General features: G+C 71.1%; 23 protein-coding genes and 2 tRNA genes. 17 read left to right on the top strand and 8 right to left on the bottom strand.

Going from position 1 to position 26,413, the window contains the following annotated elements; all coding sequences use genetic code 11:
• Positions 1-30: 30 nt before the first annotated feature.
• Together ACFRIC_RS23755 and ACFRIC_RS23750 are read left to right on the top strand one after the other, a co-directional pair.
• Entirely contained in the window at positions 31-852 is an 822-nt protein-coding gene (locus tag ACFRIC_RS23755; protein ID WP_382788937.1) for an aminotransferase class IV, read from the top strand.
• Positions 853-1,063: 211 nt separating this feature from the next.
• Positions 1,064-1,888, top strand: coding sequence for a GNAT family N-acetyltransferase (locus tag ACFRIC_RS23750; protein WP_382788933.1), 825 nt, complete (start codon positions 1,064-1,066; stop codon positions 1,886-1,888).
• 70 nt (positions 1,889-1,958) lie between these two features.
• Here the strand turns inward: ACFRIC_RS23750 and ACFRIC_RS23745 are convergent, their stop codons facing one another.
• Positions 1,959-2,492 (bottom strand): DsbA family protein, encoded by a 534-nt coding sequence (locus tag ACFRIC_RS23745; protein ID WP_382788930.1) that lies wholly within the window; start codon positions 2,490-2,492, stop codon positions 1,959-1,961.
• Positions 2,493-2,736: 244 nt separating this feature from the next.
• Between ACFRIC_RS23745 and ACFRIC_RS23740 the strand changes: the two genes are divergently transcribed.
• On the top strand, positions 2,737-3,183 hold the full coding sequence (locus ACFRIC_RS23740) for a hypothetical protein (protein WP_382788928.1): 447 nt from the start codon (positions 2,737-2,739) through the stop codon (positions 3,181-3,183).
• Between the two features lie 178 nt (positions 3,184-3,361).
• Positions 3,362-3,514 (top strand): hypothetical protein, encoded by a 153-nt coding sequence (locus ACFRIC_RS23735; protein ID WP_167455603.1) that lies wholly within the window; start codon positions 3,362-3,364, stop codon positions 3,512-3,514.
• A gap of 155 nt (positions 3,515-3,669) precedes the next feature.
• Here ACFRIC_RS23735 and ACFRIC_RS23730 read toward each other — a convergent pair whose 3' ends face one another.
• Positions 3,670-4,227: a CGNR zinc finger domain-containing protein gene (locus ACFRIC_RS23730; protein WP_382788924.1), complete on the bottom strand. Its 558-nt coding sequence runs from the start codon at positions 4,225-4,227 to the stop codon at positions 3,670-3,672.
• A gap of 245 nt (positions 4,228-4,472) precedes the next feature.
• Entirely contained in the window at positions 4,473-4,886 is a 414-nt protein-coding gene (locus ACFRIC_RS23725) for an SsgA family sporulation/cell division regulator (RefSeq protein ID WP_003959770.1), read from the bottom strand.
• Positions 4,887-5,077: 191 nt separating this feature from the next.
• On the opposite strand from ACFRIC_RS23725, the gene ACFRIC_RS23720 reads away from it, so the two are divergent.
• The 7 genes from ACFRIC_RS23720 to ACFRIC_RS23690 all read left to right on the top strand — a co-directional run bounded on the left by ACFRIC_RS23720 (position 5,078) and on the right by ACFRIC_RS23690 (position 12,942).
• Entirely contained in the window at positions 5,078-5,512 is a 435-nt protein-coding gene (locus ACFRIC_RS23720) for a TIGR02611 family protein (RefSeq protein ID WP_382788921.1), read from the top strand.
• 42 nt (positions 5,513-5,554) lie between these two features.
• Positions 5,555-5,626: transfer RNA gene (locus tag ACFRIC_RS23715), tRNA-Val, on the top strand.
• Between the two features lie 688 nt (positions 5,627-6,314).
• Positions 6,315-7,604, top strand: coding sequence for an ABC transporter substrate-binding protein (locus tag ACFRIC_RS23710; RefSeq protein ID WP_382788919.1), 1,290 nt, complete (start codon positions 6,315-6,317; stop codon positions 7,602-7,604).
• An 11-nt stretch (positions 7,605-7,615) separates the two neighbouring features.
• Complete coding sequence (locus ACFRIC_RS23705) at positions 7,616-8,572, top strand: carbohydrate ABC transporter permease (RefSeq protein WP_382788915.1); 957 nt, start codon at positions 7,616-7,618, stop codon at positions 8,570-8,572.
• Entirely contained in the window at positions 8,569-9,474 is a 906-nt protein-coding gene (locus ACFRIC_RS23700) for a carbohydrate ABC transporter permease (protein WP_382788912.1), read from the top strand. Before ACFRIC_RS23705 ends, ACFRIC_RS23700 begins: the two co-directional genes overlap by 4 nt.
• Before the next feature lie 2 nt (positions 9,475-9,476).
• Positions 9,477-10,097, top strand: coding sequence for a hypothetical protein (locus ACFRIC_RS23695; RefSeq protein ID WP_382788909.1), 621 nt, complete (start codon positions 9,477-9,479; stop codon positions 10,095-10,097).
• Positions 10,098-10,203: 106 nt separating this feature from the next.
• Entirely contained in the window at positions 10,204-12,942 is a 2,739-nt protein-coding gene (locus tag ACFRIC_RS23690) for a Tat pathway signal sequence domain protein (RefSeq protein WP_382788907.1), read from the top strand.
• A gap of 22 nt (positions 12,943-12,964) precedes the next feature.
• On the opposite strand, the gene ACFRIC_RS23685 is transcribed toward ACFRIC_RS23690, so the two are convergent.
• Positions 12,965-15,364: an SCO7613 C-terminal domain-containing membrane protein gene (locus ACFRIC_RS23685; RefSeq protein ID WP_382788904.1), complete on the bottom strand. Its 2,400-nt coding sequence runs from the start codon at positions 15,362-15,364 to the stop codon at positions 12,965-12,967.
• A gap of 124 nt (positions 15,365-15,488) precedes the next feature.
• On the opposite strand from ACFRIC_RS23685, the gene ACFRIC_RS23680 reads away from it, so the two are divergent.
• Entirely contained in the window at positions 15,489-15,935 is a 447-nt protein-coding gene (locus ACFRIC_RS23680) for an SRPBCC family protein (protein ID WP_382788901.1), read from the top strand.
• 39 nt (positions 15,936-15,974) lie between these two features.
• A tRNA-Val gene (locus ACFRIC_RS23675) sits at positions 15,975-16,046 on the top strand.
• 95 nt (positions 16,047-16,141) lie between these two features.
• On the opposite strand, the gene ACFRIC_RS23670 is transcribed toward ACFRIC_RS23675, so the two are convergent.
• Positions 16,142-16,867 carry a 3'-5' exonuclease gene (locus tag ACFRIC_RS23670; protein ID WP_382788898.1) on the bottom strand — a complete coding sequence of 242 codons (726 nt, stop codon included), beginning with the start codon at positions 16,865-16,867 and terminating at the stop codon, positions 16,142-16,144.
• 170 nt (positions 16,868-17,037) lie between these two features.
• Between ACFRIC_RS23670 and ACFRIC_RS23665 the strand changes: the two genes are divergently transcribed.
• The 3 genes from ACFRIC_RS23665 to thrS all read left to right on the top strand — a co-directional run bounded on the left by ACFRIC_RS23665 (position 17,038) and on the right by thrS (position 20,928).
• Positions 17,038-17,604, top strand: a complete 567-nt coding sequence (locus tag ACFRIC_RS23665) for a DUF4365 domain-containing protein (RefSeq protein WP_037621207.1) — start codon at positions 17,038-17,040, stop codon at positions 17,602-17,604.
• A complete protein-coding gene (locus ACFRIC_RS23660) occupies positions 17,601-18,818 on the top strand; it encodes a hypothetical protein (RefSeq protein WP_382788895.1) in 1,218 nt (405 codons plus the stop codon). The genes ACFRIC_RS23665 and ACFRIC_RS23660 overlap by 4 nt, the downstream gene beginning before the upstream one ends.
• A gap of 133 nt (positions 18,819-18,951) precedes the next feature.
• Positions 18,952-20,928 (top strand): threonine--tRNA ligase, encoded by a 1,977-nt coding sequence (gene thrS, locus ACFRIC_RS23655; protein WP_382788892.1) that lies wholly within the window; start codon positions 18,952-18,954, stop codon positions 20,926-20,928.
• Between the two features lie 52 nt (positions 20,929-20,980).
• Here thrS and ACFRIC_RS23650 read toward each other — a convergent pair whose 3' ends face one another.
• The gene (locus ACFRIC_RS23650; protein WP_382788889.1) at positions 20,981-21,637 is read right to left on the bottom strand and encodes a potassium channel family protein; all 657 of its coding nucleotides are present in this window, start codon (positions 21,635-21,637) and stop codon (positions 20,981-20,983) included.
• Between the two features lie 67 nt (positions 21,638-21,704).
• Between ACFRIC_RS23650 and ACFRIC_RS23645 the strand changes: the two genes are divergently transcribed.
• On the top strand, positions 21,705-22,265 hold the full coding sequence (locus ACFRIC_RS23645; RefSeq protein ID WP_103547824.1) for an HIT domain-containing protein: 561 nt from the start codon (positions 21,705-21,707) through the stop codon (positions 22,263-22,265).
• Between the two features lie 54 nt (positions 22,266-22,319).
• On the opposite strand, the gene ACFRIC_RS23640 is transcribed toward ACFRIC_RS23645, so the two are convergent.
• Positions 22,320-23,987, bottom strand: coding sequence for a hypothetical protein (locus ACFRIC_RS23640; RefSeq protein WP_382788885.1), 1,668 nt, complete (start codon positions 23,985-23,987; stop codon positions 22,320-22,322).
• Between the two features lie 181 nt (positions 23,988-24,168).
• Positions 24,169-26,364, bottom strand: coding sequence for an elongation factor G-like protein EF-G2 (locus tag ACFRIC_RS23635; RefSeq protein ID WP_382788882.1), 2,196 nt, complete (start codon positions 26,362-26,364; stop codon positions 24,169-24,171).
• Positions 26,365-26,413: the final 49 nt, after the last annotated feature.

Below are 26,413 nucleotides of genomic sequence, written 5' to 3'. Positions count from 1 at the left end.
CGGCACATTTCACATGCGAGGTAGGGACCAGTGAAGCTTTGGCTCGACGGCGGGCTGCAGGACATCGAGGCCGCCCGCGTCTCCGTCTTCGACCACGGACTGACCGTGGGTGACGGCATCTTCGAGACGGTGAAGGCGGTCGACGGCCGGCCCTTCGCGCTGACCCGCCACCTCGACCGGCTGGCCCGCTCGGCGCGCGGCCTCGGACTGCCCGAGCCCGACGCCGACGAGGTGCGCCGCGCCTGCGCCGCCGTCCTCGATGCCAACCCGATGCCCCTCGGCCGGCTCCGCATCACCTACACAGGCGGTCACGGCCCGCTCGGCTCCGACCGCGGAGAGCACGGTCCGACCCTCGTCGTCGCGCTCGGCGGCTCGGCCCCGCGCCCCGACTCCACGGCCGTCGTCACCGTCCCCTGGACCCGCAACGAGCGCGGCGCCCTGACCGGCCTCAAGACCACCTCGTACGCCGAGAACGTCGTCGCCCTGGCCCGCGCGCGTGAACACGGCGCGTCCGAGGCGCTGTTCGCCAACACGGTGGGTCAACTCTGCGAAGGCACCGGGTCGAACGTCTTCGTCGTCCTCGACGGCGAGATCCACACCCCGCCGGTCGCCTCCGGCTGTCTCGCCGGCATCACCCGCGCCCTCACGGTCGAATGGACCGGCGCCAAGGAGACCGACCTGCCGCTGGACGTCCTGGAGCGCGCGGACGAGATCTTCCTGACCTCCACGCTGCGCGACGTGCAGGCCGTGCACCGGGTCGACGCCCGCGAACTGCCGGGCGCGCCGGGCCCGGTGACCGCCAAGGCGATGCGCGTCTTCGACGAGCGGGCCGGGGACGACCTCGACCCCTGACCGGGCCCGGGCGGCCACCGGCCGCCTGTCGCCGGGGACTTCGAGCGTCGGCCGTCTGGCGTCGGGTGTTTCGAGCGACGGTCGCTGGTTGCTGGTTGCTGGTTGCTGGTTGCTGGTTGCTGGGCGCCGGGCGACCGGCGACCGGCGGTTCGAGCGGCGGGTGCCGGATATTCGGCTGACGATTCGGCCGGCAGTGGGTAGAACACCCCTGATGACCACGACTCTGCGGCCGACCGAGCCGCTCCACCGCGCCGCCGACGGGACGCTCTCACGCCGCTACCAGGTGTGCGTGAACAGCCGTCCCGTCGGCCGGGTACACCTCGCCACGGAACTCGGCGCCGGACCGCCCGCCGCCAGGATCCAGGAGCTCCGCATCGACGAGCCGGACCGGGGCCGGGGCCGGGGCACCGTGGCCGCGCTGGCCGCGGAGGAGGTCGCGCGGGGATGGGGCTGCCGGCAGATCGTGCTGACGGTCCCCGGCGACGCCGCCGCGGCCCTGGCGCTCACCAGGGCGCTCGGTTACGTCCCGCGCAACCGCATCATGGAGAAGGCGGTCGACGGCTCCGCGCTCGTCCTGCCCCCGGGCTGTGCCGACCGTCCCATGACGCGGGACGAGTACGAGATCTGGGACCGGGTGGGCAGGCAGCGGTACGCCGAGGACTGGATCCGGCGCGGGCTGCCGGAGGCCGAGGCGCTCGCCAAGGCGGACCGCGACTTCGGCGGCGCGCTGCCCGAGGGCCCGGACACCGCCAACATGTGGCTGAGCGTCCTGGAGCACGAGGGAGTGCCCGTGGGCGAACTCTGGCTGGGGCGCCGGGGCGGATCGGCCTTCGTCTACGACGTCGGGGTCCGCGCCGACCAGCGCGGCCGCGGGCACGGCCGGACCCTCATGCGGCTCGCCGAGGTCCGGGCCACGGCCGCCGGACTGAACCGCATCGGGCTCAACGTCTTCGCGGGGAACACCCCGGCCGAGCGGCTCTACGAGTCACTCGGCTACGAGACGACGGCGTACCACCTGTACAAGACGCTGCTCTAGGTCCGTACAGGACGCTGTTCCAGGTCAGTGCGAGACGCCGTTCCAGGTCTGTACGGGACGCTGTTCCAGGTCAGGCCTGTTCGGCGAGGAGCCGGTCGGCGATCTCCTCGATCCGCTCGCGCAGTCCCTCCTGGCTCTTGCCGCCGTCCAGGCGTTCACCGCCGATGACGTACGTCGGGGTGCCGGTGACACCGATCGCCTTGCCCTCGGCCTGGTCCGCGTCGACGATCAGGATGTGCCGCCCGTCGATCAGGGCCGTGTCGAACTCCTCGGCGTCCAGGCCGAGTTCCCGGGCCACCTCGACCAGGAAGGCCTCGCCGCCCTTGCGGTCCAGCTCCTCCACCCGACCGAGCACGGCCTCCACGTAAGGCCAGGCGCTGCCCTGCTCGGCGGCCTCCTCGGCTGCCTGGGCGGCGGCGAAGGCGTGCTTGTTCTTCTCCAGGGGGAAGTGCCGCAGCCGCAGCTCCAGGCGGTCGCCGTAGCGGGCGCGCAGCGCGCCCAGGTCGGCGAGGGCGCTTCGGCAGTCGGGGCACTGGAGGTCGCACCAGACGTCCAGGACGACGGGGGCCGGGCGCGCGGCGGAGGTGGCGGAGAAGTCGTTCATGGAACCAGTCTCCCAGTCCCGTGCGGGGGAGGCTCCACCAGTCCGGTGCGGGCGGCCCTACCCGTGGTCCGGTTGCGGGGGCACCGGTGGCCCGCCGGACGGGCGGGGGTACCGGGACCTGAGGAGGACGGTTACCCCGAGATGTCCCTGAGGTGTGCCCGGACCGTGGCATACCGGGCATGCGGCGGTGCAGGATGGAGGGGATGAGGAACATGCCCCACCGAGCCCTGCCTGGAGGACCGGAATGATCGCAGAGACCGTCTGCTCCGCCGTCTCCGTCGCAGGCCTCGGCATCGCCGCGGTGACGGCGTACCGCAAGCGTTTCCTGGCGGCCGCGCGGATCGCCGCCTACTCCCTGGTGCCGATCGGCCTGGTCATGACCGGCGTGGTCGGCTGGCTGGCCGACACCGCGTTCAGCCCGACCGCCTGGGCCGGCTTCGTGGTGCTCGGCGGCGCCTGGGCGCTGTTCATGATCACTCGTGCCGTGGAGCGGCGCGGCGGCGGGACCCGGAAGGAACGCAAGGCGGCCAAGGCCGCTGCGCAGCGCGAGGCGGCGGCGCCCGGCGCCTCGGCTCCGTCGCTGGGCCCGGCCGCCGGACTCGGCTCCCGGCCGGCGTCGACACCGCGGGCGACGGGCTCCGGGGACGACTTCAGTGACATCGAGGCGATCCTGAAGAAGCACGGCATCTGACCGGAACGAGGCACGGCGTGTGACCGGCGGAAACGACACAAGATCACAAGCGTGACGCAGGGAACGCGCCGAACCGTTCACGTTCGGGCGCGACCGTCACATCATCCAGCGAACTCCCGTATATTCCGGGCGTGTTGATCGCGTCGCGGGCGCGTTCTGCGTCATCATCGCCCGCGAGATGCTGGACACAACAACGAGCGACACCGCTGCTCCGCCCGAGGAGCGGCGCGGTTGTCTCTTCGCGCTCTCCCAGCCGCCGCTGATGATCTTCCTTGCGGTGATCGGCTGTCTGCTGCTCATGGCTTCGCTGCACGACCTGCTGCTGCTCTGAGCTGTACACGGAGCCCCTGGCGTCACCCGCCGAGGGCTCCGTCAGTCCGGCAGTCCGGCCCATCGGGGCGGAGGCCCTTCAGCCCGGCAGGCCGGCAGTCCGGCCCGGGGGCGCGGGCGGCTGCTTCCGGGGGTCTGGTGTGAGCGGGGCGGCTCTCAGCCCGCGGCTTCCTTGCGGCGCGCCCGGTAGGCGGCCACGTGGAGCCGGTTCCCGCAGGTGCGGCTGTCGCAGTAGCGGCGGGAGCGGTTGCGGGAGAGATCGACGAAGGCCCGTCGGCAGTCCGGGGCCTCGCAGCGCCGCAGCCGGTCCTGCTCCCCGGCGACGACGAAGAAGGCCAGCGCCATCCCGCAGTCGGCCGCGAGGTGGTCGGCGACCGAGGCGCCCGGGGCGAAGTAGTGGACATGCCAGTCGTAGCCGTCGTGGTCCGTCAGCCGGGGCGTGGTGCCTGCGGCCGCGACGAGTTCGTTGATCAATGAGGCGGCGGTCCGCGGATCGTCGGCCGCGAAGATCCCGGCGAACAGGCCCCGTACGTCCTGTACGGCGGAGAGATCACGCTCCGACAGCACCCCGACATCGCTGATCTCGTGCTTTCGTACGAAATCGGCGAGGGACGACACATCGGCGAGCCCGTCCGCCGTCTCGTCCTCCGGCGCGGTGTTCACCAGATCCACCACGGCGTCGAGTGCGCACCGGGTGTCGTGGGTGATCAGCACGTTTCGCTCCCTGGCCTGGGGGTCGGGCGAGGGCGCCCGCCCGATGCTGGCCGATGGTAGTGGCTTCCCGGCGCGACCGAGACGGGCGTGGGGGCGGGAGCTTGTGCCTGGGGGGCGGGGGACGCGCAGCGGCGCCGCCACCGCGAGACGTTCGCGGTGCCGACGCCGGTGCCTTCCCTATGCGGTTGTCTAGGCCCGAGCCGTCTCCCCGAGTGGACGGCGCCGGGCGGCTCTGTCGTGACGCGTCAGCTCTCGGCCAGGATGTGTGAGAGCTCCGTGTCGAGATCGAAGTGCCGGTGTTCCGTGCCCGGGGGCACGGCTGCGTCCGTTCGCTTCAGGAATGACTCCAGGGCCCGCGCAGGGGCTTCGAGCAGGGCTTCACCCTCTGGGGAGCTCAGGGCGATGCATACGACGCCCTGGCCGTGGCTCCGGGACGGCCAGACTCGGACGTCGCCGGTACCGGTGGGCCGGTGCAGGCCCTCGGCGAGGAGGTCGCGGGCGAACACCCACTCGACGGTTTCCTCGGCTCCGGTGTGGAAGGTGGCGTGCACGGCATAGGGATCGGCCGTGTCATACCGCAGTCCTGCGGGTACAGGCAGTGAGGACTCGCTCGACACAACGAGGCGCAGGTGCAGCTCGCAGCTGACCGTGGTGTTCATAAGCGCCAGGGCCTTTCGCTCAGTGTGCGCTCGGGGATTCGCACGTCGGCGAAATCGACATGCCACCTACGGTGCCGTTGTAAACCCCTCTGAGGGTTTTGCATGTCTTTATGTAACTCATCCGGCCGAGGGTGCGTTCTCCGGATAGGGCCATTCCGGTGACTGGTTTCTCTCGGGTAGGGTTTGGTCGTATGAATACGGGGAGTGACGAGTCGGGCGAGGTCGCCACGGCGGGCGACGGGGCGAACGATGAGCGAGCGCTCGGTTCGCGTGCGCCTGAATACATCAAGGCTCGGCGTGCGCTGCACGTGAGCTGGCAGGTCGGCGTTTTCGTCGTCGGGCTCGCGGTGGTCGCGGCCGGTGTGATCATGCTTCCGCTGCCGGGGCCCGGGTGGCTGGTGATCTTCGGGGGCATGGCGATCTGGGCGACCGAGTTCGTCTGGGCGCAGCTCGTGCTGCGCTGGACGAAGCGCAAGGTCACGGAGGCCGCGCAGCGGGCGCTCGATCCCAAGGTCCGGCGTCGCAACATCATCCTCACCACGGTGGGTCTGGTGATCGTCGCCGTGCTGGTGGGGGTGTATCTGTGGAAGTTCGGGCTGGTGATGCCGTGGAACATCACCGAGTGACCGGGGCACCCCCTGACATGGGGTAATGTTCTTCCTGCGCCCGGGCGATTAGCTCAGCGGGAGAGCGCTTCGTTCACACCGAAGAGGTCACTGGTTCGAACCCAGTATCGCCCACATGCAGGAAAGACGGCCCCGATCCACGACACCGTGGACCGGGGCCGTTTGTCGTTGCCCGTGGGTGCGCCGCCGGCCGCCGGTCCTGGTCGGTGGGTGGGTCGGGGCCGCGCCGGTACATCCGCCCGCATCCGAACGGATCCCGGCGGGGTCAAGAGGTGCGGGCAGGTTCTGATCCGTCCGGCCTGCGGGCATTTGATGTACCGGCACGTCCCCTTCCGTGCGCTGCCGACTGCGGGTGCGTTCTCGTGGCCGGTCCACACTTCAGCCCCCGGTCGGCAGGGTTCGGCTCCTTCCGCGATCGGGGAGCGGACTCCGGGCGGAGCCCCAGGTGCGGGACGGGTAGGGGCGGAGGGGGCGAGAGGAGTCCCCGCCCTCACGCTCTGTTTCCGGCGGCTCCGCCGACACCCCGTCAGCACCCTTCACAGGAGTACGTTTTCGGCCGCGCCGGCGGATCGTCCCGGCGGGCACGGAATGTTCGGCGGGTCGACCGCGGGGGCCCGACCTGCGTACTCCTGTGCGAATGCGCCGGGAGGGGCGCGACGGCCGGTGCGGCGGGATCGGAGTGCCGCACATCAATTCCTGTCCGAATCATTGACGCGCCCGGAGCGCCTCCGTACCTTGTGCCAGCAAGCGCTTACTTGAAACGATTCATGCAGTGGAGTCGACATCGCGGGGAGGCCTGGCAGTGGGGAATGACGGGAGTGTCGAGAGGCGGGCGGTGCTCAAGGCGGCCGGAGCCTCGGTGGCCGCGCTGGGGCTCGGCGCGGCCACCGGCTGCGGTGGGAGCGAAAGCGGCGCCGGGGACGGGACGGTGACGATCCGTTACGCCTGGTGGGGTGCGGACGAGAGGGCGAAGCGGATCAACCGGTGCATCGCGCTCTTCGAGAAGAAGTATCCGAAGATCAAGGTGCAGACGGACTTCCAGGATTATGCGGCCTTCTGGGAGAAGTTCCAGACGCAGGCCGCCGGCGGAAATCCGCCGGACGTATTCCAGAACGCCGTCGGATTTCTGCGGAAGTACGACAAGCGAGGGATCCTGCTGGACCTCAAGTCCCAGATAGACGCCGGAAATCTCCGTCTGAAAGGCTTCCGCGCCGGGGTCGAGAAGGTCGGCCAGGTCGACGGAAAGCAGCTCGGAATTCCGGTCGGATCCAACACCATGTCACTTGTCATAGACGAGAAGGTGTTCGAGAAGGCGGGCGTCACACCGAAGCAGGGCTGGACCTGGGACGAGTACTTCGCCGCGCTCAAGAGGATTCACGACACGCAGAAGGTCGCGGGCGACACCGGCTACTTCGGCATCATGTACCTGTACGACCTCTACCTCCGGCAGAACGGCAAGGCGTTCTTCACCGAGGACGGACTCGGTTTCGACGAGGCCGATCTGACGGAGTGGTGGACCGACGGCTACAACCGTGTGAAGGCCGGCATCGTCACCGATCCCAAGCGGGTCGAACAGGACAAGCCCAAGTCCTCCCTCTCGGCGGGCCACGCGGCCTCCGAGTTCACATGGGACAACTTCACCGTCCGTTATACGGCCGAGGGCGACAGCAGTTACGGTCTGGCACCGATCCCGACGACCGACGGCAAACACACCGGGCAGTACCTCGCCTCGCTGATGCTCAGTGCTTCCGCACGCACCGAACACCCCGAGGAAGTCGCCCGGTTCATCGATTTCATGGTCCACGACCCCGAGGTCGGCAAGATCATGGGGTACGACCGCGGGATCCTCGCCACCACCGAGCAGTACGAGGCGTTCCAGCCCTCCGACGCGCCCAGCAAGGCCATCGCGCGGTACGAACAGGACGTCGCCGCGGCGGGTGTGCTCGGGACGATCACCCCGCATCCGGCGGGCGCCGACACCGTCGAGGCCGCCTTCCTGCGCATCGGCGGCGACATGTCGCAGGGCACCACCAAGGTCTCCGACGCGGTGAAGCAGTTCTTCTCCGAGGCGAAGACCGCCCTCGCCGTCTGATGGGAACCGCCGTGACGCTCGTCAAGGACGCCCCGCCCGACGCGGCGCGGCCGCGCCCCGCCGTCCGCGGCGCCGCCACGCGGCGGCGACGCGGGGAGAATCTTGCCGGCTATCTCTTCATGTCGCCCTGGATCGCGGGCTTCCTGCTGCTGACCGCGGGCCCGATGGCCGCCTCCCTGTACTTCGCCTTCACCGACTACGACCTCTTCGACGCGCCGCGGTGGGTCGGCTTCGACAACTTCACCGCCCTGTTCGACGACCCCCGGTGGCAGAAGTCCGTCGAGGTGACCGCCAAATACGTCGTCATCGGTACGCCGCTCAAGCTGCTGCTGGCCCTCGGGGTGGCCCTGCTCCTCGCGCAGAGCCGCCGAGGCCAGGCCGTCTACCGGGCCGCGTTCTACGCCCCCTCGCTGATCGGCGCGAGCGTCTCGGTCGGCTTCGTCTGGCGCGCGCTGTTCTCCGACGACGCCGTCGTGGACCGCACGCAGTCCTTCCTGGGCTTCCACACGGGGGGCTGGGTCGGCGATCCGGACTGGGTGCTCTACAGCCTGGTGGCGCTCACCGTCTGGCAGTTCGGCGCCCCGATGGTCATCTTCCTGGCCGGGCTCAAACAGGTGCCGAAGGAGCTGTACGAGGCGGCCGAGGTGGACGGAGCCGGACCGCTGGGCAGGTTCTGGAGCATCACGCTGCCGATGATCTCCCCGGTCCTGTTCTTCAACGTGCTCCTGGAGACGATCCACTCGTTCCAGATCTTCGGTTCCGCGTACGTGGTCTCCAACACCACCTGCGGACCGGCCGACGCCACGCTCGTCTACACCTGTTACCTCTACCAGAAGGGCTTCAAGGAGTCCCAGATGGGCTTCGCCTCCGCCATGGCCTGGATGCTGCTCCTGGCCGTCGCACTGGTGACGGCGGTCCTCTTCTGGTCGCAGAAGCGCTGGGTGCACTACGAGGAGGACGTCCGATGAGCGGTGTCAGCGGCCGGGTGCCCGGGTCCGGCGCCAGGGCGGCCCTGGACAGCGCACGGACGCCGGGCCGAGGACGGGCCGGTTCGCTCGCCTGGCACCTCGGGGCCCTGCTGATCCTGGCGGTCGTCCTCTACCCCGTCCTCTGGGTCGTCGGCGCCTCCTTCAAGCCCGGCCGCGAGATCATCGGCAGCCTGGAGCCGCTCCCGACCGACCCGATCCTGGCCAACTTCGCGGGACTGGCGGACGGGATCGCCGACATCTCGATCGCCACCTTCTTCCAGAACTCCCTCTTCTACGCGCTCGGTTCCGTCGCCGGCATCCTGATCTCCTGCTCGCTGACCGCGTACGCCTTCGCCAGGATCCGCTTCGCCGGGCGGAACGTGCTGTTCTCACTGATGATCGGCACGCTCCTGCTCCCGTACCACGTGCTGCTCATCCCGCAGTACGTGATGTTCCAGAAGGCCGGGCTGATCAACACCTATGTGCCGCTGCTCCTCGGCAAGTACCTGGCCACCGAGGCGTTCTTCGTCTTCCTCATGGTGCAGTTCATGCGGAACCTGCCGCGCGAACTGGACGAGGCGGCACGGCTCGACGGCTGCGGGCATCCGCGGATCTACTGGTCGATCGTGCTTCCGCTGTGCCGCCCGGCCCTCATCACCAGCGCCATCTTCACCTTCATCAACGCCTGGAACGACTTCATGGGCCCGCTGATCTACCTCAACGAACCGGGCAAGTACACGGTCTCGCTCGGCATGATGATGTTCCGCGACCAGGAGGGGGTCGCGAACTACGGCGGCATGATCGCGATGTCGCTGGTGGCGCTGCTGCCCGTGCTCCTGTTCTTCCTCGCCTTCCAGCGGTATCTGATCGACGGCATGGCGACCTCGGGACTGAAGGGCTGAGCATGACCGTCATCGAGCAGAGGGCCCGCGCCGGGGCGAAGGCCCGCCGGACACCCGGTGAGTCCCTCCTCGCGGAGCGGTTCGCCCTCTTCGCGGAGTGTCTGCTGACCGGTGTGTGGATCGCGGTGGCCTCGTTGCCGCTGGTGACCGTGCCCGCCGCGTTCGCGGCCGGCGCGCGGCATCTGCGCCGGCGCACGGCGCACGAGGGCGGCGGACGGCGGGAGTTCGTGGCCGACTTCCGGACGGCACTACGGGGCGGCTGGCTCGTCGGCCTCGCCGGCTGGGCCGGGGCGGCCGCGGTCCGGGTGGACGTCCAGGCCGTACGCGCCGGAATCCCCGGAGGTCCCCTCGTCGGGGCCGTCGGGCTCCTCGCGCTGATCGGGGGAGTCGTCGCGGGGCTGCGCGCGGCCGCGGTCTGGGAGCCGGGGGCCGCCTGGCGCGGACTGCTCGCGGAGGCCGGTCGCCGTACCGTCCTCGATCCCGCCGGGTCCTTCCTGCTCGTCGGCGGACTGGCCGTGGTCGTCTGCTCCGCCGTTCTCGCCGCGCCGTTGGCGGTGCCCGTCCTGGGGGCCGTGGCCGCGGCGGCCGTGGCCGTCGAGGAGCGTCACCGCCGGCGCCGCTGACTCCGCACTCCCACGGGCCGGGGCACGAAACGCCCGGCCCCGCTCCGTCGCGCCCTCATGAATGTCATGCCCCTGACCATCCCGTAAGGAAAGGAAAGGAAAGGCCATGTCACCCATCCCCCGCAGGTCCCTGCTCAAGGCGGCCGCCGTCGCCGGAGCCGCCACGCAGGCCGGCTGGGTTCTCGGAACCCCGGACGCGCGGGCCGCCTCGGAAGCGCGGGCCGCCGACGCGGACCCGGTCCGCCTCGACTGGCTGGAGGACGGCGGTCTCGGCGCCGCCCCGGGCTCCACCGTCGGCGTGCCCTGGCCCAGGGGCGCGTACCGGCCGGACCAGACGTTCGCGCTCACGGACGCCGACGGCACCCCCGTGCCCGTGCAGTCCTGGCCCCTCGCCCACTGGCCGGACGGCTCCCTCAAGTGGACCGCCCACGCGATGAGTTCGGACACCGGACCGCTCACGCTGACGGCGGGGGAGGCCGCCGCGCCGGAGCGGAAGGTCACCGTCACCACGAGCGGCGGGGTCGTCTCGGTGTCGACCGGGGTCATCACCGCGAAGATCGGCACGACCGGCTCGGCGCTGGTCAAGTCCGTGACGCGCGGCACGACCGAGATCGCCGGGAACGGCCGCCTCGTCCTCATCCGCCGGCCGGAGATCGAGGACGAGGACCAGGGCACCGTGAAGTCGGAGCGCTTCGAGAGCGTGATCTCCGCGACCACGGTCGAACAGGACGGCCCGGTCCGGGCCGTCGTCCGTGTCGACGGCAAGCACCGCAAGGGGGAGCGGAGTTGGCTGCCCTTCTCGGTCCGTCTGTACTTCTACGCGGGCGCCGACTCCTTCCGCATGGTCCACACGATCACCTTCGACGGGAAACAGGAACCCGGGAAGAGCAGCGGCGACTTCGTGGGCGGGCTCGGCGTCCGCTTCACCGTGCCGATGCGGGACGCCGCCTACGACCGGCACATCCGCGTCGGCGGCGACGGCACGGGCCTGCTGCGCAAGGCCGTCCAGGGCGTCACCGGACTGCGCCGCGACCCCGGAGCCACCGTCCAGGCGGCCCAGTTCGCCGGCGAGAAGCTCGCCGACCCGTCCACCTGGGACCAGCGGGTCACCACCCGGCTCCCGTACATCCCCCAGTGGGGCGACTACACCCTCTCCCAGCTCTCCGCCGACGGCTTCACCCTGCGCAAGCGCACCGGGAAGGGACACGGCTGGATCGCCGCGGGCGGCGGCCGGCGCGCCTCCGGCTTCGGCTACGTCGGCGGCCCGAGCGGCGGATTCTCCTTCGGGCTACGGGACTTCTGGGAGAAGTTCCCCGCCCAGCTCGACATCCGGGGAGCCCACACCGACGAGGCCGAGGTCACCCTCTGGCTCTGGTCGCCCGAGGCGCAGCCCATGGACCTGCGCTTCTACCACGACGGCATGGGCCAGGACACGTACGCGGAACAGCTCGAAGGTCTCAACATCACCTACGAGGACTACGAGCCGGGCTTCGGCACCCCGTACGGCATCGCCCGCACCTCCGAACTGCTCTTCTGGGCCGACGAGTCGACCCCCACGCCCGAGCGGCTCGCCGAACAGATCGGCGCCCTCCGGGTGCTGCCGCAACTCGCGGCGCCGCCCCGGCAGCTGATCAAGGCGAAGGTCTTCGGCCCGGGTCTCTACTCCGAACCCGACCGTTCGACGCCCGCCAAGGCGAGGATCGAGGACCACCTCGACTTCCTCTTCACCTACTACAAGGACCAGGTGGAGATGCGCCGTTGGTACGGCTTCTGGGACTACGGCGACATCATGCACTCCTACGACCCGGTCAGGCACCAATGGCGCTACGACGTCGGCGGCTACGCCTGGGACAACTCCGAACTGTCACCGGACCTGTGGCTGTGGTTCGCCTATCTGCGCAGCGGACGGGCGGACATCTTCCGCTTCGCCGAGGCGATGACCCGGCACACCGGCGAGGTCGACGTCTACCACCTCGGCCGGTGGGCGGGGCTCGGCACCCGGCACGGGGTGCAGCACTACGCCGACAGCGCCAAGCAGCAGCGCATCGCCAACACCACCTACCGGCGCTACTACTACTTCCTCACCGCCGACGAACGCGTCGGCGACCTCATGCGCGCCAACGTCGACTCCGACGAGACCTTCCTCGTCCTCGACCCGAACCGCAAGGTCCGCACCGAGCCGTACACACCGGACCGGCACGCGCTGTCGATCGGCTTCGGCACGGACTGGAGCGGGCTCGTCTCGGCATGGCTGACCGAGTGGGAGCGCAAGGGGCCGCAGTGGGAGAAGGCCAGGGCGCGGGTGCTGTCGACGATGGAGACCATCGCCGCGCAGCCCAACGGTTTCGTCCAGGGCTCGGGACTGTACGACCTCGACACCGGCCGGTTCGCCGTCGCCGGCGCGCCGGTGGTCGGCGTCTCGCACCTGTCCGCCGTCTTCGGCCTGAACGAGCTGTGCGCCGAACTCATCGATCTCGTCGACATGCCCGCCTTCAAGGAGGCGTACCTCGACTACTGCCGCTACTTCAACGCCACCAAGGCCGAGCAGGCCGCCCGCTACGGCAGCAACTTCGGCACCCTGCTGCTCTTCCAGGGCCATTCACGCCTCGACGCGTACGCCGCCGTCCAGACGGACGACGCCCGACTCGCCGCCCGCGCCTGGGCGAAGTTCTACGACTCGGACGGCTACGGCGAGTCCGCGCCCTGGAGGACGGAGGAACTGAGCGGTCCGGTCACGCTGGTGCCGGGCAGCGAGGCCTCCTGGGTCTACACGAACGACACGGCGCTCTACGGCCTCGCCGCCATCGAGAACCTGGCACTCCTCGGGGACCGGATGCCCTCGTGACCGGTCCCCGTGTGACCCGCCTCTAGTCCATCCGCCCCAGCACCTCCCGCACCCGCCGCGCGTCACGGATCCGCTGCTCGTAGGTGGCGCCGAGCCCGAGCAGCAGCAGGCCGGCGAGTGCGGGAGGCGTCCAGCGCGGAAGCGCGTCCACCACCTGCACGATGTACGGGGCGAGTTCGTGCAGGGCGTCCAGGACGAGCACCGCGCCGCCCAGCACCAGCGGGGCCTGGAGCCGGTGCCGGGCACCCAGCAGGGTGACGGCGAGCGCCGCCGCGCCCAGCAGCAGCGGACGCTGCCACTGGCCGTCGCCCCAGGCCGCGAACAGGCTCGGCACGAGGGTCACGGACAGACCCGGCGCGTACGCCGTCCACGACGACACCGAGCTGTCCGAGCGGCGCCTGAACGCGCCCAGGAACAGGGCCGGAACCGTCACCGGCAGGGTGTACGCCTCCGGGGAGCCGACGCCCCAGGACGCGAGCCGCACCCAGGAGGCCAGCACGAACAGCACGGCCGCCGCGTGTCCGACGGAGCGCCGGTCCTTCCGTACGGCCGTGCCCGCGGCGATCAGTCCGCACAGGGCCAGAATCGTGGCCAGCAGGGCGGGTTCGGCCACCGCGAGCGCGATGGCGAGCAGCCCGGCGAGGGCACCGGTGATCTCGATCGACACGGTCGTCGGCACGTCCTCGGTGCGCGCGGCGAGCAGCGCGGCGGCCACGGGCACGGCCAGTACGAGCAGGGCCGTGTGCTGGGGCTGGAGGCCGAGGGAGGCGCCGGCCGCGCAGGCGAGCGCTGTCGCGTACCCGAGCGCTGCGGGCGCCGCCACCGGGGCGAGGCCGGGTCGCGGGGCCGCCGCCGCGAACAGCGCGGTCAGCGCGGCGAGCACCGTCAGGGTCGCGGTCTCGGAGGCCAGCGCGAGGAAGGCGAGACCGAGGGAGGTGATCAGGGCGAGCACGAGCGCCGTCAGCCGGGGGCCGGTCCGGCGGGCGTACCCGAGCAGGCCCGCCGTGATGAGTCCGTGGACGGACAGCGCGGCCGCGTAGGGGAGTTCGAGGGTCGCAGGGAGCACGAACACCGTCGCCCACGCCAGGGTCAGCGCACCGGCCAGGGCGTACGGACGCCAGGCGGCGGCGCGGACGGCCACCGCCAGGACCGCGGCGACGAGCGCGAGCACGAGCGGCGCCGTGACCGCGTCGGCGGGCCAGGGCAGGCCGTACGTCACCGCGTCCCGCGCGTCGGCGGGAGCACCGGACCAGGCGGAGCCGGCCCGGCCGGCCGGGCCCAGCAGGGTGATCGCCACGACGGGCAGGGCCCAGGCCACGGCGAGTGCCCCCACGCAGCCGGAGGCCAGCGCGATCCCGCGGCGCACCGGCGCGGGAAGGCCCGCTCCGGCGACGGCGAGGAGGGCGACGGCGCAGGCCAGATGACCGGGGACCGTCCACTCGTCCGGCAGGGACGTGCGCAGCAGCCCGCCGAACGCGACCACGCCGGTCAGACCCCCGGCCGTCGCGATGCCCGTCGCGGTGTGCGTGCCGAGGCCCGGCTTCGGGGCGCCCCACGCCGCCGTCAGCGCGATCGAGGCGGCGAGGAGGAGGAGCGCCGCCGCACGGGCGGCGGCGCTCGGACCGGCGGACGTCCAGGACAGCCAGCCGGCCGCGAACGTGCCCCAGCCGCCCAGGCCGTAGGCCCCGACGGCGGCCACGGCACGGACGGAACGCAGGGGCACACGCAGGGCGAGCACCGTGTCGAGCGCCGCCGTGACCAGCAGCGCGGCCGTGATCGCGTACGCACCGGCGGAGGCGGCCACCGCCCACAGCAGCAGCGGCGACTGCGCGGCGACCACCGCGGCGGGCAGCGGCAGCCGCAGCGAGGGACGCGCGGCGGGGCCGGCCGTCCGGAGCGGCGCGCCGAGCGCGAGGCCGTACGCGGCCCACACCACGGCCAGCACCGCCGAGGCGAGCGCCGTGTACCCGACACCGTCCGTGCCGGGGAGCGCCACCGCGTACAGGGCGTACGCGTCCAGGACGGTCAGGACGAGACCGGTGCCCGCGAGCGCCTCGGCCGTCGAGCGCAGTCCGCGCCGCAGCAGGGGCACGGGAGCGCCGAGCGCGGCCAGCGTCACCGCGCCGAGCACGAGGGAGCGGCCCGTGATCCCCAGGTGGCCCCAGCCGACCAGGGTGAACGCGACGGCGGCGACCGCCAGCAGGACGCCGCCGAGGAGCAGGAGCACGTTCTGTACTCCGGGCGCGGTGGTCTCGGGCCGCCGGGCACCGGGCACCGGCGAAGCGGTTCGTACGGGCGCCGCCTGGAGCGCGTGGACCAGCCAGGCGCGGCGGGTCAGCAACACGGCGCGGCGCGCGTCGAGTTGCCGCAACTCGGTGTCCAGGAGCCGCAACTCGTCGGCCGGGGACGGGAACTGGGTCATGGTTCGAGAGTGTGGTCCGGGTCACGCCGGGCGGCATGAGCGCGCGTACTCACGCCGTACTCAGATCCGCGGACGCACGAGGCCGGTACTTCCGGCACCCGCGCCGCCGGGGGACACTCGGGCCATGGACTGGACCCACTACCGCTTCCACACCGTGTGGGAGCTGCCCGCGCCGCCGCCGGACGTGTACGCGGTCCTCGAACAGGCCGAGACCTACCCGCTCTGGTGGCCCCAGGTGCGCGAGGTGACCCCCGTCGACGAGCACAGCGGCGTCATCCGTATCCGCTCGGTCCTGCCGTACGACATCACCATCACCGCGCACGCGGCCCGCCGGGACCCGGCGGAGGGCGTCCTGGAGATCGGCATGTCGGGTGATCTCGACGGCTGGGCACGCTGGAGCTTCGACGCGGCCGGCCCGGGAACCCGCGCCCGGTACGACCAGGAAGTGCACGTCACCACGCCCCTGCTGCGGCGGCTCGCCGTGCCGGGACGCCCCTTCTTCCGCGCCAACCACGCCCTGATGATGCGCGCGGGCGAGCGCGGACTGAGGTCCCACCTCACAACGGTTTGAACCGCACCCGCCGGGACCTGTATTGTTCAGTCCGTTCCCGGGCGATTAGCTCAGTGGGAGAGCGCTTCGTTCACACCGAAGAGGTCACTGGTTCGAACCCAGTATCGCCCACCCGGAGAAGACCGGTCCGTCATCGACGGACCGGTTTTTCGTTGTGCGGACGCCGACGCGCCCGGTCGGGTCATGTCCGTTCGGACCGTGCCCGGTCAGGCCGCCGCTGCCAGGTCCGGGCGCAGCGGCCACGCCGGATCCACCGCCTCCGGTGAACCGCTGCGCGCGAACCAGGCCTGCAGCCCGCGCGCCTGCGCCGCGTGCCACACCGCCTGGAGCGTGTGCAGCTCGGACGGCGACAGCCGCTCGAGACGGGCCGAGAAACGGCGCCCCACCGCACGGACGACCTCCATCGAGGCCAGTGCGTCGGCCGCCGCGTCGTGCGCGCCCTCCAGCGGCACCTCGTAGTGCGCGCACAGATCCGTCAAGGTGCGGCGGCCCTTGCGGTAGCGGTCGAGATGCTTGTCGAGGACGCGCGGGTCGAGCACGCGCAGCGACGTCGACTCGAACCAGCGGTCGAGGGACGAGGCCCGATGCCTGCGCAACTCCCGGTCCAGCAGCGTCAGATCGAACGGGGCGTTCATCACCACCAGCGGCCGGCCGGCCGCGGCCTGTTCACTCAGCTCCCTTGCTATCTCCTCCATGACGGGCGACGGCCAGCGGCCGTTGCGCTGCAGATGTTCGTCCGTGAGCCCGTGCACCGCCGTCGCCCCCGCGGGCACCGGCACTCCAGGGTTCACCAGCCATCGGGTCACCCGCGGACGGGCACCCGGGGCGTCCTGGACGACGACGGCGGCCGACACGATCCTGTCGGTCTCGACGTCCACGCCCGTGGTCTCCGTGTCGAACGCGGCCAAAGGGCCCTCGTACCAGCACGTCATACGTACACAACTCCTCGTTCACCCACGGCAGCTGACGTACCGTCTTCTGCCCGTTTGGTGATACCCGGCCCGTTTGCGCCGTACGCCGGAAGGAGACAACAGAGGTACGGGTCTTTGCAGTTCAGCGACCCGTCGCGGGGATACATCAAGCCTGGAAGGCTGTTGGACTCATGGCACTCGCGCAGCCCGAACGGGGCGGGCTGCTGCCCCAGCGGACGGCACCCCATCGCGGCTCACTCGCCACCACCGCCTGCATGGAGACCTTGCAGGTGGGCTACTTGCACGCCGTCGCGGCGGCCGCGGGCTGTTCACTGTCCCAGCCGTTTCCCGACAACGGCATCGACTGGCACGTCAGCCACAGCGCCCCCGGGCACACGGTCGACGACGAAGTCACCATCAAGGTGCAGCTCAAGTGCACGTACCAGATCCCGCCCAACCCCCCGGGGCCCGCCTTCTCCTTCACGCTCGACAACGAGCACCTGGCGAAGCTCGCGCGCACCCCGGTCTCGGTGCACAAGATCCTGGTCGTGATGCTCGTGCCCAGATCCCAGGACGACTGGCTGCGTGCCAGCCACGACCGGCTCGACCTGCGGCACTGCTGCTACTGGATCAACCTCGCCGGACACGCCATCACGGGCCGGCGCCGGACCACCGTCCGCATCCCGACGGCCCGGATCTTCGACGACCGCGCCCTGTGCGAGATCATGACGCGGGTCGGGACGGGAGGCAGACCATGACACACCGCCCCATCGACGAGGCGCTCCGGCCGGTCAGGCCCCACCCCGCCGAAGCCTTCTGGAACGATCCGCCGGCTCCCGACCAGGTGGACCCGGCCGTGCTCGGCGCGCTGCTGCGGCGGCACGGCTGGCAGCGCCGCGGGGGAGCGGCCGGGCGGTACGGCAGGTGGACCCCACCGGGGCCCGGGGGCGGCGGCACCAGCCTGCTGGTGCCGGAGAACCGGGCCTTCCCCGACAGCGACGACCTCCTCGGCGAGGCCCTCGTCGCCCTCTCCCGCAACGGCTCCCCGGCCGCGCGGGACGTGCTCGTCGCCCTCGCCGTGCCCAGCGACGAGATCCGCTGGTGGCGGGACGTGCCGACCGGTCCCGTGGGCGCGGCGCCCTGGACGGTCGAGGAACAGACCCGCGGCGCCGCCCGCCAGATGCTGCTCGCCGGGGCGCTCGCGGCACGCGCGCGTGCCGGCTACTACGGCGCCCGCCACCGCAGGGCGGCCACCGCCTCCCTGGAGAACGTCCTGGTCGGCGCGGAACCGGGCGGGCGGGGCCTCACCGCCTTCGTTCCCGTCACCTCCGGCCGGCCGCTCGCCGTACGGCTGCACGAGGCGCTGTGCGCGGCCCGCGAGGCCATCGACTATCAGCGGGCCACCGGCGGCATGGACGCCTTCGACGCCGCCGTCGAGGCGGGCGTCAGCCATGAACTGATGGAAGCCCTGGTGGCCCTCGTCCGGGGCACCGAGGGCGCCCGCATCACCGTCGAGTGGTCACCCGCCGCGGGCGTCCCCGAGGGCGGCGCGAACCCCGCCGAGCCCGTCGAGTTCTCGCCCGGCGACCTGCCCGTCCTGCGCGAGGCCGGGGCCCGCTATCTGCGCGAGGAGCCGTCCGTGCCGGTACGGCTCACCGGTGCCGTGGTCCGGATGCGCAGGTCGGGTGCGCGCGGGGCCGGCACGGTACGGCTGCGGGTCATCGCCGGCGCCGAGGTCCCGCATGTGCGGATGACCCTCGACGAGGAGGCGTACCGGATAGCGGGCCAGGCCCACCTGGTCGGGCTGCCCGTACGGGTCCACGGCCGGCTGGAGAGCCGGGGCGGCTTCCGCAGGCTCACGGACGCCACCGGCGTCGTACCCGTCCAGGTGGACGAGGCCGAACGGGACCGGCTGATGAAGTCGCTCCAGGAGAATCTGGACTTCTTCGAGGAGGCCTGCACCGAGGACTGAGGCCCGCGTCCGGGGCGGCCCGGGACGCCCTGTCCACAACCGTTTCGCGGAGGGGACCCCGGGCTCGGTAGGATTCGGGGCATTGCCATGCCATCCCGTATGTGGTGTGGACCCCTTCAGTCAGGAGAGACCGGTGTCAGACGTCCGTGTGATCATCCAACGCGATTCCGAGCGGGAAGAACGTGTGGTGACGACGGGCACTACGGCCGCCGAGCTCTTCGCCGGCGAGCGCACCGTCGTCGCGGCCCGGGTCGCGGGCGAGCTGAAGGACCTCGCGTACGAGGTGCGGGACGGCGAGGAGGTCGAGCCGGTCGAGATCTCCTCCGAGGACGGCCTGAACATCCTGCGCCACTCCACCGCGCACGTCATGGCCCAGGCCGTGCAGGAGCTCTTCCCCGAGGCCAAGCTGGGCATCGGCCCGCCGGTCAAGGACGGCTTCTACTACGACTTCGACGTGGAGAGGCCCTTCACGCCCGAGGACCTCAAGGCCGTCGAGAAGAAGATGCAGGAGATCCAGCGGCGCGGCCAGCGCTTCTCCCGCCGCGTCGTCACCGACGAGGACGCCCGCGAGGAGCTCGCGGCCGAGCCGTACAAGCTGGAACTCATCGGCATCAAGGGCTCCGCGTCCTCGGACGACGGCGCGGACGTCGAGGTGGGCGGCGGCGAGCTGACGATCTACGACAACCTCGACGCCAAGACCGGCGAGCTGTGCTGGAAGGACCTCTGCCGCGGTCCCCACCTGCCCACCACCCGCAACATCCCGGCGTTCAAGCTGATGCGCAACGCCGCCGCGTACTGGCGCGGCAGCGAGAAGAACCCGATGCTCCAGCGCATCTACGGCACCGCCTGGCCCTCCAAGGAGGAGCTGAAGGCGCACCTGGACTTCCTCGCCGAGGCCGAGAAGCGCGACCACCGCAAGCTGGGCAACGAGCTGGACCTGTTCTCCATCCCGGACCAGATCGGCTCCGGCCTCGCCGTCTTCCACCCCAAGGGCGGCATCATCCGCCGGGTCATGGAGGACTACTCGCGCCGCCGGCACGAGGAGGAGGGCTACGAGTTCGTCTACACCCCGCACGCCACCAAGGGGAAGCTCTTCGAGACCTCGGGCCACCTGGACTGGTACGCCGACGGCATGTACCCGCCCATGCAGCTCGACGAGGGCGTGGACTACTACCTCAAGCCCATGAACTGCCCGATGCACAACCTGATCTTCGACGCGCGCGGCCGCTCGTACCGTGAACTGCCGCTGCGCCTGTTCGAGTTCGGCACCGTGTACCGGTACGAGAAGTCGGGCGTCGTGCACGGCCTGACCCGTGCCCGGGGCTTCACGCAGGACGACGCGCACATCTACTGCACCAAGGAGCAGATGGCGGACGAGCTCGACAAGACGCTCACCTTCGTCCTGAACCTCCTGCGCGACTACGGCCTCACCGACTTCTACCTGGAGCTGTCCACCAAGGACCCGGAGAAGTTCGTCGGCTCGGACGAGATCTGGGAAGAGGCCACCGAGACGCTGCGCCAGGTCGCCGAGAAGCAGGGTCTCCCGCTGGTCCCGGACCCGGGCGGCGCCGCCTTCTACGGCCCGAAGATCTCCGTGCAGGCCAAGGACGCCATCGGCCGCACCTGGCAGATGTCGACCGTGCAGCTCGACTTCAACCTGCCCGAGCGCTTCGACCTGGAGTACACCGGCCCCGACGGCTCCAAGCAGCGCCCGGTCATGATCCACCGCGCGCTCTTCGGCTCCATCGAGCGCTTCTTCGCCGTGCTGCTGGAGCACTACGCGGGCGCGTTCCCGGCGTGGCTGGCGCCCGTCCAGGCGATCGGCATCCCGATCGGCGACGCGCACGTGGAGTACCTCCAGAAGTTCGCCGCCGAGGCCAAGAAGCAGGGCCTGCGCGTCGAGGTCGACGCGTCCTCGGACCGGATGCAGAAGAAGATCCGCAACGCCCAGAAGCAGAAGGTGCCCTTCATGGTCATCGCGGGCGACGAGGACATGGCGGCCGGCGCCGTCTCCTTCCGCTACCGCGACGGCTCCCAGGAGAACGGCATCCCGCTCGCCGAGGCCATCGCCAAGATCGCGAAGGTCGTCGAGGAGCGCGCCCAGATCTGATCCGGACGGATCAGGTCGCCGCGGCTCGGCCGAGACCCCAGCCCCCGGGAAGCTAGCTTCCCGGGGGCTTCTCGTCGCCCTCGCGCGAGAACCGCTGCAGCAGCCACGAGGAGAACGACCCCGTCACCGCGCCGAGCAGCCCGAGACCGCACGCCATCATGGCGACGGCGATCGTCCGCCCTCGGGGCGTCACCGGCGTCACATCCCCGTACCCGACGGTCGCGAGCGTGGAGGCGGCCCACCACACCGAGTCGCCGAAGGTGACGATCGTCGCGTTCGGCGCCCGGTACTCGGCCTGGTAGACGGCGAGGGCACCCGAGAAGCCGAGCAGCAGGACCGAGATGCTCGCGTAGAAGATCACCCGTGAGTACAGCGGGAGCCGGGGCTCCCCGCGGCGCCGCAGCACCGAGTCGTAGAGCTTGACGACCCGCAGCGGCCGCAGCAGCGGCAGGACGAGCACCACGGTGTCCAGCAGGTGCCGCCGGACGAACCTGCGGCCCTGCCCGCTCAGCCGCCAGCGCACCAGGTAGTCGACGAGGAACACCGCCCAGATGGCCAGGACCAGCGAGACGCAGGCCTCGCGCACCCACGCGGGAAGTCCGTGCCCCAGGACGTGCACCGCGTACCCGGCCAGGAACAGCAGCGACCCGATCGCCAGCGGTACCTCCGTGCGGCGCTCCCAGCGGGTCATCGGGCTGTCGTCGTCCATGGCCACAGCTTGGCCGCAGGCTCCTTTGCCCGGCACCCGCCGACACGCCGCGAACGGGCGAAGCAATATGCTGCAACACATGACGAGTGAGCCGGAGCAGCAGATCGGAGTGGGAACGCAGGACGCGTTCCAGCGCCTTTGGACGCCCCACCGGATGGCTTACATCCAGGGCGAGAACAAGCCCACCGGCCCGGGGGCCGACGACGGTTGTCCGTTCTGCTCGATACCGGCCAAGTCCGACGAGGACGGGCTGATCGTCAGGCGCGGGGAGCACGTGTACGCCGTGCTCAACCTCTACCCGTACAACGGCGGGCACCTGATGGTCGTGCCCTACCGGCACGTCGCCGACTACACGGACCTCACGGGGCCCGAGACCGCCGAACTCGGTGAGCTGACCAAGCAGGCCATGACCGCCCTGCGCACCGCCTCAGGCGCCCACGGCTTCAACATCGGCATGAACCAGGGGACGGTCGCGGGTGCCGGCATCGCCGCCCATCTGCACCAGCACATCGTGCCCCGCTGGGGCGGCGACACCAATTTCATGCCCGTCGTCGGGCACACCAAGGTCCTGCCGCAGCTCCTCGCGGACACCCGCAAGATGCTGGCGGAGGCCTGGCCCACCGCGTAGCCCGGGTCCGGGGCGCCCCTGCCGGGCGCCCCGTCCGTGCTCGGCGGCCCGCCGCTACGCGTCGTACAGGTCGGCCTTGCGCGGTGAGGGATCCTGCACCGCCGTGCTGAGGAACGACGAGCGGTTGCCGAACTTCTCCGTGTCGACGCCGTTCTCCTCGAGGACCTTGATCGCGGCCGTGTGCACCACGCGGAGCACCGGCGTCGCCGCCCGCAGCGCGTCGTCCGCCATGAACCGGTGCCGCCACGGCTGATCGGCCCAGGCGTGCCGCAGCCCGAAGGGCTCGGGCAGCGCCAGACTCCCGCCGATCCAGTTCAGCAGCGGCGGATACCAGGTGAGCGGTGCCCGCGCCGCGAGCCGCACGACCTCGTCCGCGGTGACCAGCGGCAGGTTCACCTTGCGGGTCTCCCAGAACTTGACGGCCTTCGCGACCTCCTTGGTGGGAGCCTCCGGCTTGCTGGTGAACAGCGGGTTCACCGGACCCAGCGCGTGCCCGGTCACCTCGATGCGCAGCGTCTGGTGCAGCACGGTCACCGTGATCATCATCGTGATGATCAACTGGCCGTCCCAGAGCGTCCACTGGACCCCGAGATAGTGCCGGTCCCCGCTGCCGAACTGCTGCTTGTTGCAGATGTCCTGCACCGCGTGCGACTTGATCGTGTACGCGTCCACGTCGGTGCCGCCCGGCCGGGACACCGCCTTCGCGTTCTCGCCGATCGGGGTGACGATCCAGTGCTTTATCGAAGGCGCCGGGAAACCACCGGTGTTGAGCGGGCCGCGCTCCAGCATGCGCAACTGGTCGTGGATGTTGCGGATGACGTCCCAGCTCCGGAACGGATGGATCTCCTTCTTCTCGTCCAGCGCCACCAGGTCCTCGGCGAGCTGCCAGCTCCCCCAGCGGGTGCCCATGCCGAGTATGCCCTTGGGGCCCGCGTAGAAGACCGAGTTGGACTGCTGCTCCGCGGTGAGCCGGGCGAGCGACTGGCGCAGTTGCTCCGCGGCCGTCTCACCGGGGCTGCCGGGAACCGCCTCGGGAATCTTGGCGCCGATGCCGCCGCCCGACAGCAGGCTGTCCCAGCGCTCCCGCAGATCCCTCGCGGTGCGCTCGCAGATCCGCTTCGCCCACAGCCAGCCCACGACCGGCAGGACCACCGCGGCACGCGCGTACCAGGCCCAGAAGCCGGTGAACGGCATGCGGACGAGGAAGAGGACGGCCAGCGCGCCGACCGCGAACAGGAGCGTCGTGCCGAGCGCGGAACCGCGCTTGTCCGCGCGCTTGGCGATCTGCGTGCGGATCTGAAAGACCATCAGCCACACCAGCAGGCCCGGCAGGAACAGCAGTCCGCAGAGCACCATGACGGCGGAGAGCCAATTGTCGCGCTCCCGGCGGATGTTGGTGGCTGCGAGGCAGTGCTCGACGACGACCTGCGGCTCGGTGCCGAACGACTGGATCAGCGGGGCGCGGCCCTTGCCCAGCATGCGGGCCGTGACGGCACCCGAGAAGGCCTCGCCGAGATTCGGCGTGAACAGCTTGAGCCGGCCGGCCTTCACCGTGGACTGGTGCCATTCGTTGTCGGCCTTGAGGATCTCCTCCATCGGGCTGTCGCGGTACGCGGCCGAGGCCAGGGCGAACGTCGCCGCCGTCTGCCCCGCGGAGCCCGTGAGCGGCACCTGCGCCCCGGGAGTGAAATCGAAACCGTCGAACGCCACTTCCGCCCCCATCGCCGCCGCACCCGCTCCTGCGGCCTTCCCGACTTCGGTGTCCCGCACACCTGTTGATCAGGTCTTCGTCTTGATCAGTTCTCAGAGTATCGGCCGCGGCCGACATTCGTCGGCGGACGGCCGAAGCCGCCCACCGACGGATGAAACCCCCCCGCGGGAGTGCCCGGGGCAACCCCGGTCCTCAGGTGCCCGCTTCCTGTTCGCGAAGCCGTTCGGCGATGTGCTGCGGCATGGGTTCGTGCCGCGCGTAGGAGCGGTCGAAGCGCGCGGTGCCGTGCGAGACGGACCGCAGATCGACGGCGTACCGCCCGATCTCGATCTCGGGCACCTCGGCGCGCACCAGCGTGCGCCCGCCGGCCGCCTGCTCGGTGCCGACCACCCGGCCGCGCCGTCCCGACAGGTCGCTCATCACCGGGCCCACGTAGTCGTCGCCGACCAGGACGGTCACCTCCGCCACCGGTTCCAGGAGATGGATGGTCGCCTCGCGGGCCGCCTCGCGCAGGGCGAGCGCGCCCGCCGTCTGGAACGCGGCGTCGGAGGAGTCCACCGAGTGCGCCTTGCCGTCCCTCAGCGTGACCCGTACGTCGATGAGCGGATAGCCGGCGACCACGCCCTTGGCCGCCTGGGCGCGCACCCCCTTCTCGACCGAGGGGATGAACTGCCGGGGCACGGCGCCGCCGACGACCTTGTCCACGAACTCGATGCCCGAGCCGTTGGGCAGCGGTTCGACCTCGATCTCGCAGATCGCGAACTGGCCGTGCCCGCCGGACTGTTTGACGTGGCGGCCGCGCCCGGTGGCCGGTCCGGCGAACGTCTCGCGCAGGGACACCTTATGCGGGACCACGTCGACCTGCACGCCGTAGCGGTTGCGCAGCCGCTCCAGGGCCACGTCCGCGTGCGCCTCGCCCAGGCACCACAGGACGACCTGATGGGTGTTCTGGTTCTGCTCCAGACGCATCGTGGGGTCCTCGGCCACCAGTCGGCCGAGGCCCTGGGAGAGCTTGTCCTCGTCCGCCTTGCTGTGTGCCTCGATGGCGAGCGGGAGCAGCGGGTCGGGCATCTGCCACGGCTCCATCAGCAGCGGGTCGTCCTTGGCCGAAAGGGTGTCCCCGGTCTCGGCCCGGCTCAGCTTCGCCACACTGGCGAGGTCGCCCGCGATGCAGTGGGTGAGGGCGCGCTGCTGTTTGCCGAACGGCGCGGACAGGGCGCCGACCCGTTCGTCGACGTCGTGGTCCTCGTGCCCGCGGTCGGTCAGCCCGTGCCCCGAGACGTGCACCGTCGCGTCGGGGCGGAGGGTCCCGGAGAAGACGCGGACCAGGGAGACCCGGCCCACATACGGGTCGGACGCGGTCTTCACGACCTCCGCGACCAGCGGACCGTCCGGGTCGCAGGCCTTCACCTCGCGGGGCGCGCCGTCCGGTGTGGTCACGGCGGGCGCCGGGCTCTCCAGCGGGGTGGGGAAGCCGCCCGTGATCAGTTCGAGGAGCTCGACCGTGCCGAGGCCCTGCCGGGCTCCGTCGGCGGCGGGCGCGGCGGCCAGCACCGGGAAGAAGCTCCCGCGGGCCACGGCCCGTTCCAGGTCCTGCACGAGTGTCTTGAGGTCGATCTTCTCGCCGCCGAGGTAGCGGTCCATGAGGGTCTCGTCCTCGCTCTCGGCGATGATCCCCTCGATCAGCCGGTTGCGGGCCGTCTCGATGAGCGTCTGCTGCTCGGGCCCCGGATCCGCCTCCTTGCGCTCCCCGGAGGAGTAGTCGAACAACTGCTGGGTGAGCAGGCCGATCAGGCCGGTGACGGGCGCGTGCCCGTCCGGCCCGGCGGCGCCGTGCAGCGGGAGGTAGAGCGGGAGTACGGCGTCGGGGTCGTCCCCGCCGAACGCCTCGGCGCAGGTCGCGGTCATCTCCTCGAAGTCCGACCTGGCCGATTCGAGATGGGTGACCACGATGGCCCGCGGCATCCCGACGGCCGCGCACTCCTCCCACAGCATCCGCGTCGAGCCGTCCACCCCGTCCGAGGCCGAGACGACGAAGAGGGCCGCGTCCGCCGCTCGCAGACCGGCCCTCAGTTCGCCGACGAAGTCGGCGTATCCGGGGGTGTCGAGAAGGTTGATCTTGAACCCGTCCCAGTCGACGGGCACCAGGGAGAGCTGCACCGAACGCTGCTGCCGGTGCTCGATCTCGTCGTAGTCCGAGACGGTGCCGCCGTCCTCCACGCGGCCCGCCCGGTTCACCGCTCCCGCCGTCAGCGCGAGAGCCTCCACCAATGTCGTCTTGCCCGATCCGCTGTGGCCGACCAGCACCACATTCCGTACGGACGCGGGGTGGTCGGCCGCCGTAGCCCTGCCGGCGGCTCCGGGGTGTGTGTTCGCCTTGTCGCCCATGGCCTTGCCTCCCGTGCACGGTGAGGTCTCTGTGGGCGCGGGACATGCC

It is taken from the genome of Streptomyces sp. NPDC056738 (assembly GCF_042790435.1).
Taxonomy (GTDB): Bacteria; Actinomycetota; Actinomycetes; order Streptomycetales; family Streptomycetaceae; genus Streptomyces.
This window is presented reverse-complemented; position numbering and strand designations above follow the sequence as displayed.